The organism is Kitasatospora sp. NPDC054795, assembly GCF_053611565.1.
The window spans coordinates 1-4,233 of the sequence record NZ_JBSHAP010000263.1; the positions used below are offsets into that span (position 1 = coordinate 1).

A 4,233-nucleotide genomic window follows, 5' to 3' on the forward strand; every position below is an offset into this window, starting at 1 on the left:
ACGCCGTACTCGTCCAGCTCCGACAGGAGGCCGTCCACACCCTCCCGGTCGGTGGTGTGGTCGTCCGCGAAACGACGGTCACCCGTCGCGTCCGGCACGTGCTTCACACAGACAACGATCCTCAAGCTCACGGCCTTGTCTCCTGTACTGGTCTCGTCCGGCGGCTGCGGCGGTGCAAGCGGGCGCGAACACGGCACGCACCCGCTCCGGGCAGCGAATTCCCGTGCCGGTCCGGAACTTCCTGGCAGCATACTCGCCGGTAGTGCGGCGGTCACTACTGGCCAGTAGCTTATGCCGTGCGGCCGCTCCCGCCGCCTGCGCCCATCCTGCCCCAGCCCGGAGCCGACTCCACCCGACGGGGCGGAACAACTGCCGCCGGGTTGCTCACACCACGCTCACACCACGCGCCCGAGCGCCGCGATCACGTCCGCCCTGCGCGGCTGCCCCGCCGCCCGCCGCACCACCCTGCCCTCCCCGTCCAGCACCAGGACGGTCGGCGTCCGCCGGACCTCCAGCCGGCGGACCAGCTCCAGCCGCTCCTCCGCGTCCACCTCGACGTGCTCGACCCCGTCGACCATCCCGGCCACCTCGGAGAGCACCCTCCGGGTGGCCCGGCACGGCTGGCAGAAGGCCGTCGAGAACTGCACCAGCGTCGCCCGCGCGCCGAGCGGCCCGCCCAACTCGGCCTCCGACAGCCGTACCGCCCCGTCCTCGGTGCTCAACCCTCGGCCTCCCGTCGCTCCCGATCCCACGCCCGGCCCACCGCGGGCCGGTCCCGGCCACCGTCGAGGCACCACAACACACACCGGCGGCCAGGTCATCCCCCAGTCTGCGGCAGGGCCCTCCGCGCCCGAAACACGGTCGACCGCCGGGGCCCGGCCACGTACGATCGGCCGGTGGATTCCGACTGTCGCCCAACGCCGCCGCCGGCCTGCCGCCGCGTCACCGCCACGGCCCGGGCCGTCTTCCACCGACGACGCTGACGCCCGCCGCCGACGCCCCGCCGCTGCCGCCGCCCGTCGCGACCCCCGGAGCCACCGTTGCAGACCGATCCCCGCGGCTCCCGCCTCGCCGCAGCGCTCACCTCCATCGTCCTGGCCGTCGTCCTGCGCACCGGCAACTGCCCCCTCCTGACCGCCCAGACGCTCGTCCTGGCCCTCGGTGCCTTCGGCGGCCTGCGCATGGCCCCGTACGTCCGGCTGTTCCAGGCGCTCGTGCTCCCCCGGCTCGCACCGCCCTCCGAGACCGAGGACGAGCGGCCGCTCCGCTTCGACCAGGGCATCCTCATGGTGTTCACCGCGGTCGGCGCCCTCGGCTACTGCGCCGAGGTGACCTGGCTCGGTGCGCTGGCCTGCTCGGCCGCCCTCACCGCCGCCTTCGCCAACGCCGCGTTCGGCTACTGCGTGGGCAGCGAGCTCTACCCCCTGGTCCGGCGCGCCCAGGGCCGACTCACCGCCGGCGTGTGATGTGCGCGGCGGAAAAGTTCCCGTTCGAATTCATCACGGAGATCACACCGCCAAAATTCGCTTGACCGCACGCCTCAGGTGACAGCGGGCACTCGTTCGGGGGATCATCTCCGTGAATCACCCGTGACCGCCGCGGAGTGCCGTGCTCCGGTCGGCGCCGCCCGCACAACGGAGCGGGTACCCGCCGAACCGGGCTCCGGCCCGTGGAAGTCAGGACTGACCGTGGCAGAGTTCGTGTACCCGCCGGTGATCGGCGCCGCACTCACCGCCTTCCGCGCGCTCGACGTGCGGATCAAGATCGTGGGCGCCGAACACATCCCCGCCAGGGGGGGAGCGGTACTGGTCAGCAACCACATCAGCTACCTGGACTTCCTCTTCGCAGGCCTCGGCGCGTACCGCGGCGGCAAGCGCAAGACCCGGTTCATGGCCAAGGACGACGTCTTCAAGCACCGGATCTCCGGCCCGCTGATGCGCGGCATGAAGCACATCCCGGTGGACCGCACCGACGGGCAGCCCGCGTACGAGGCCGCCGTGCGCGCCCTCAAGGCCGGCGAGGTGGTCGGGGTGTTCCCCGAGGCGACCATCAGCCGCTCCTTCATGCTGAAGAAGTTCAAGACCGGCGCCGCCCGGATGGCAGCCGACTCCGGCACCCCGCTGCTGCCCGTCGTGCTCTGGGGCACCCAGCAGCTCTGGACCAAGGGCCGCCCGAAGACCCTCACCAAGCGGCACGTCCCGGTCACCATCATGATCGGCGAACCGATCCACCTCGGGCCGAACGACAAGCCCGTGATGGTCACCCGACGGCTGCGCGCCGCCATGAGCGAGATGCTCGACCAGGCCCAGCGCGAGTACCCCGCCAAGCCCTCCGGCCAGGACGACACCTGGTGGCTGCCCGCCCACCTCGGCGGCACCGCCCCCACCCTGGAGGTCGCCGAGGCCGAGGACGAGGCGGAGGCCCTCGCCCGGGCCGAGCGCCGCGCCGCCCGGGACTGACAGCTCCTCTTTCTCCTCTTCTCTCCTCTCCCCTCTCTTCTCCGCCCCTCCTGCCGGCCTCCCCGCCTCCCCGCCCTCCGCCTACTCCGTGCGACCGAGCGGGAACTCTCCGTCGCGTGTCGCCCGACCGCCGACGCCACCCGTCTGACACAGTGACAGCTCCTTCCAGGGGCCTTCGTCCTGAATCCGCGGCGGGGGCACACGTCGGAACGGTCGAAAGGCTCGGAGGCGGAGATGGCACGGATCACCACTGGCACACGGCAGTCACCCACGGGCAGGGCCCGCACCCGCGCGAGCGCCGGTGCGGGCCTTCTGCTTCTGGGCACCCTGCTCACCGGCTGCGGAGCCGAACCCGGGGAGATCCCGCTCTCCGAGATCCGGCCGGAGACTCCCACCAGCACCCCCGAGGCGAGACCGGCCGAAACCCCCGGCGTGGTCGGTGCGGCCGTCGGAGCACCCGCGGCCACCGCGCACAACGGACTGATCGTCAGCCGCGCCTACACCGACTCCGCCCGCACCAGCAGCGCCATCATCACCCTCTCCCCCGACGGCACCGGCCAACACCAGGTCACCAAGCCGCCGGCCCGCGCACTCGACGACCGCCCGGACTGGTCCCCCGACGGCACCACCATCGCCTTCGACCGCACCGACCCGCAGAGCGGCGCCGCCCGGCTCTGGACCGTCCCCACCAACGGCGGCCCCGAACACCAGATCAACCAGCTCTGCGACAGCGGCACCGCCGACTGCGCCAACGAGGACGAACGGGCTCCCGCCTTCTCCCCGGACGGCAAGCAGGTCGCCTTCAGCCGATCCTGGGGCGCCCAGGACTCGACCGGCAGCCGCCAGATCCAGTACTCGGACCTCTACCTGATGAGCCCCGAGGGCACCGACGTCCAGCGGCTCACCTTCCTCACCAACGACAAGCCCTACTCCGGCATCGTCAGCAACCCCAGCTGGTCCCCCGACGGGAAGCAGCTCACCTTCGAGTACCGCACCAGCGCCACGGGGCAGCCCGCCGGCAGCCGCGCCATCTACGTCGTCAGCGCGGACGGCACCGGGCTGCGCCAGCTCACCCCCTGGGAACTGCGCGCGGGCGACCGTGCGGACTGGTCCCCCGATGGCACCCAGATCCTCTTCACCACCTATCCGGCCGGCCCCGACAACGCCCCCGGCGGGGGCATCTACACCGTGCACCCCGACGGCAGCGCCATCGGCGCCCTCACCCCCGCACCCTCGGACACCTACTACGGCACCGCCGCCTACGCGCCCGACGGCAAGTCCATCGTCTTCGCCCAGGCCCCCTCGGGTGCCGGCGCCGACCTCTACAGCATGCGGCCGGACGGTACGGGCGTCGCCCGTCTCACCAACAGCGCGGACAAGTGGCTCGGCCGCCCGGCCTGGGGGACGGCGGAGAGCTCGGTGGCTCCCGCCGAACCGGCTCAGGCAACGGATCAGCCGTCGGTTCCGGCGACGGAGCCGCCGTCGGATCAGGGGTCGAGTCAGCCTTCGCCGGCACCATAGGCTTCCCGGACGCCGCGTCCGGATGACCAGCAGCAGGCCCAGGCCCAAGGGCAGGAGCCCACCGAGAAGGCACGACCCGGGACGGGATCGGAACCCGGCTCCGGCTCCGACGAATAGCTCGCACAGTTCAGGAAATGCAAAGAACCCCCATCCGGGATCCGGATGGGGGTTCTTCTGAAGAATTGTTCGGCGGCGTCCTACTCTCCCACAGGGTCCCCCCTGCAGTACCATCGGCGCTGTAAGGCTTAGCTTC

General features: G+C 72.0%; 4 protein-coding genes, 1 rRNA gene and 1 pseudogene. 3 read left to right on the top strand and 3 right to left on the bottom strand.

From position 1 onward, the window contains the following. Positions 1 to 131 (bottom strand): annotated as a pseudogene (locus ACWGJO_RS41180) (electron transfer flavoprotein subunit beta); the annotation flags it as partial. A 264-nt stretch (positions 132 to 395) separates the two neighbouring features. Further along, complete coding sequence (locus ACWGJO_RS41185) at positions 396 to 722, bottom strand: TlpA family protein disulfide reductase (protein ID WP_452190908.1); 327 nt, start codon at positions 720 to 722, stop codon at positions 396 to 398. A 318-nt stretch (positions 723 to 1,040) separates the two neighbouring features. On the opposite strand from ACWGJO_RS41185, the gene ACWGJO_RS41190 reads away from it, so the two are divergent. The 3 genes from ACWGJO_RS41190 to ACWGJO_RS41200 all read left to right on the top strand — a co-directional run bounded on the left by ACWGJO_RS41190 (position 1,041) and on the right by ACWGJO_RS41200 (position 3,980). Next, on the top strand, positions 1,041 to 1,466 hold the full coding sequence (locus ACWGJO_RS41190; RefSeq protein ID WP_452190909.1) for a DUF4395 domain-containing protein: 426 nt from the start codon (positions 1,041 to 1,043) through the stop codon (positions 1,464 to 1,466). 222 nt (positions 1,467 to 1,688) lie between these two features. Next, on the top strand, positions 1,689 to 2,459 hold the full coding sequence (locus ACWGJO_RS41195; protein WP_359915562.1) for a lysophospholipid acyltransferase family protein: 771 nt from the start codon (positions 1,689 to 1,691) through the stop codon (positions 2,457 to 2,459). 234 nt (positions 2,460 to 2,693) lie between these two features. Beyond that, a complete protein-coding gene (locus tag ACWGJO_RS41200) occupies positions 2,694 to 3,980 on the top strand; it encodes a hypothetical protein (RefSeq protein WP_452190910.1) in 1,287 nt (428 codons plus the stop codon). A 184-nt stretch (positions 3,981 to 4,164) separates the two neighbouring features. Here ACWGJO_RS41200 and rrf read toward each other — a convergent pair. Then, positions 4,165 to 4,233: ribosomal RNA gene (gene rrf, locus ACWGJO_RS41205) — 5S ribosomal RNA — on the bottom strand; the annotation flags it as partial.

Coding starts and splice junctions, on each gene's coding strand:
- ACWGJO_RS41200 (WP_452190910.1), top strand. CDS start 2,694: ATGGCACGGATCACCACTGGCACACGGCAGTCACCCACGGGCAGGGCC.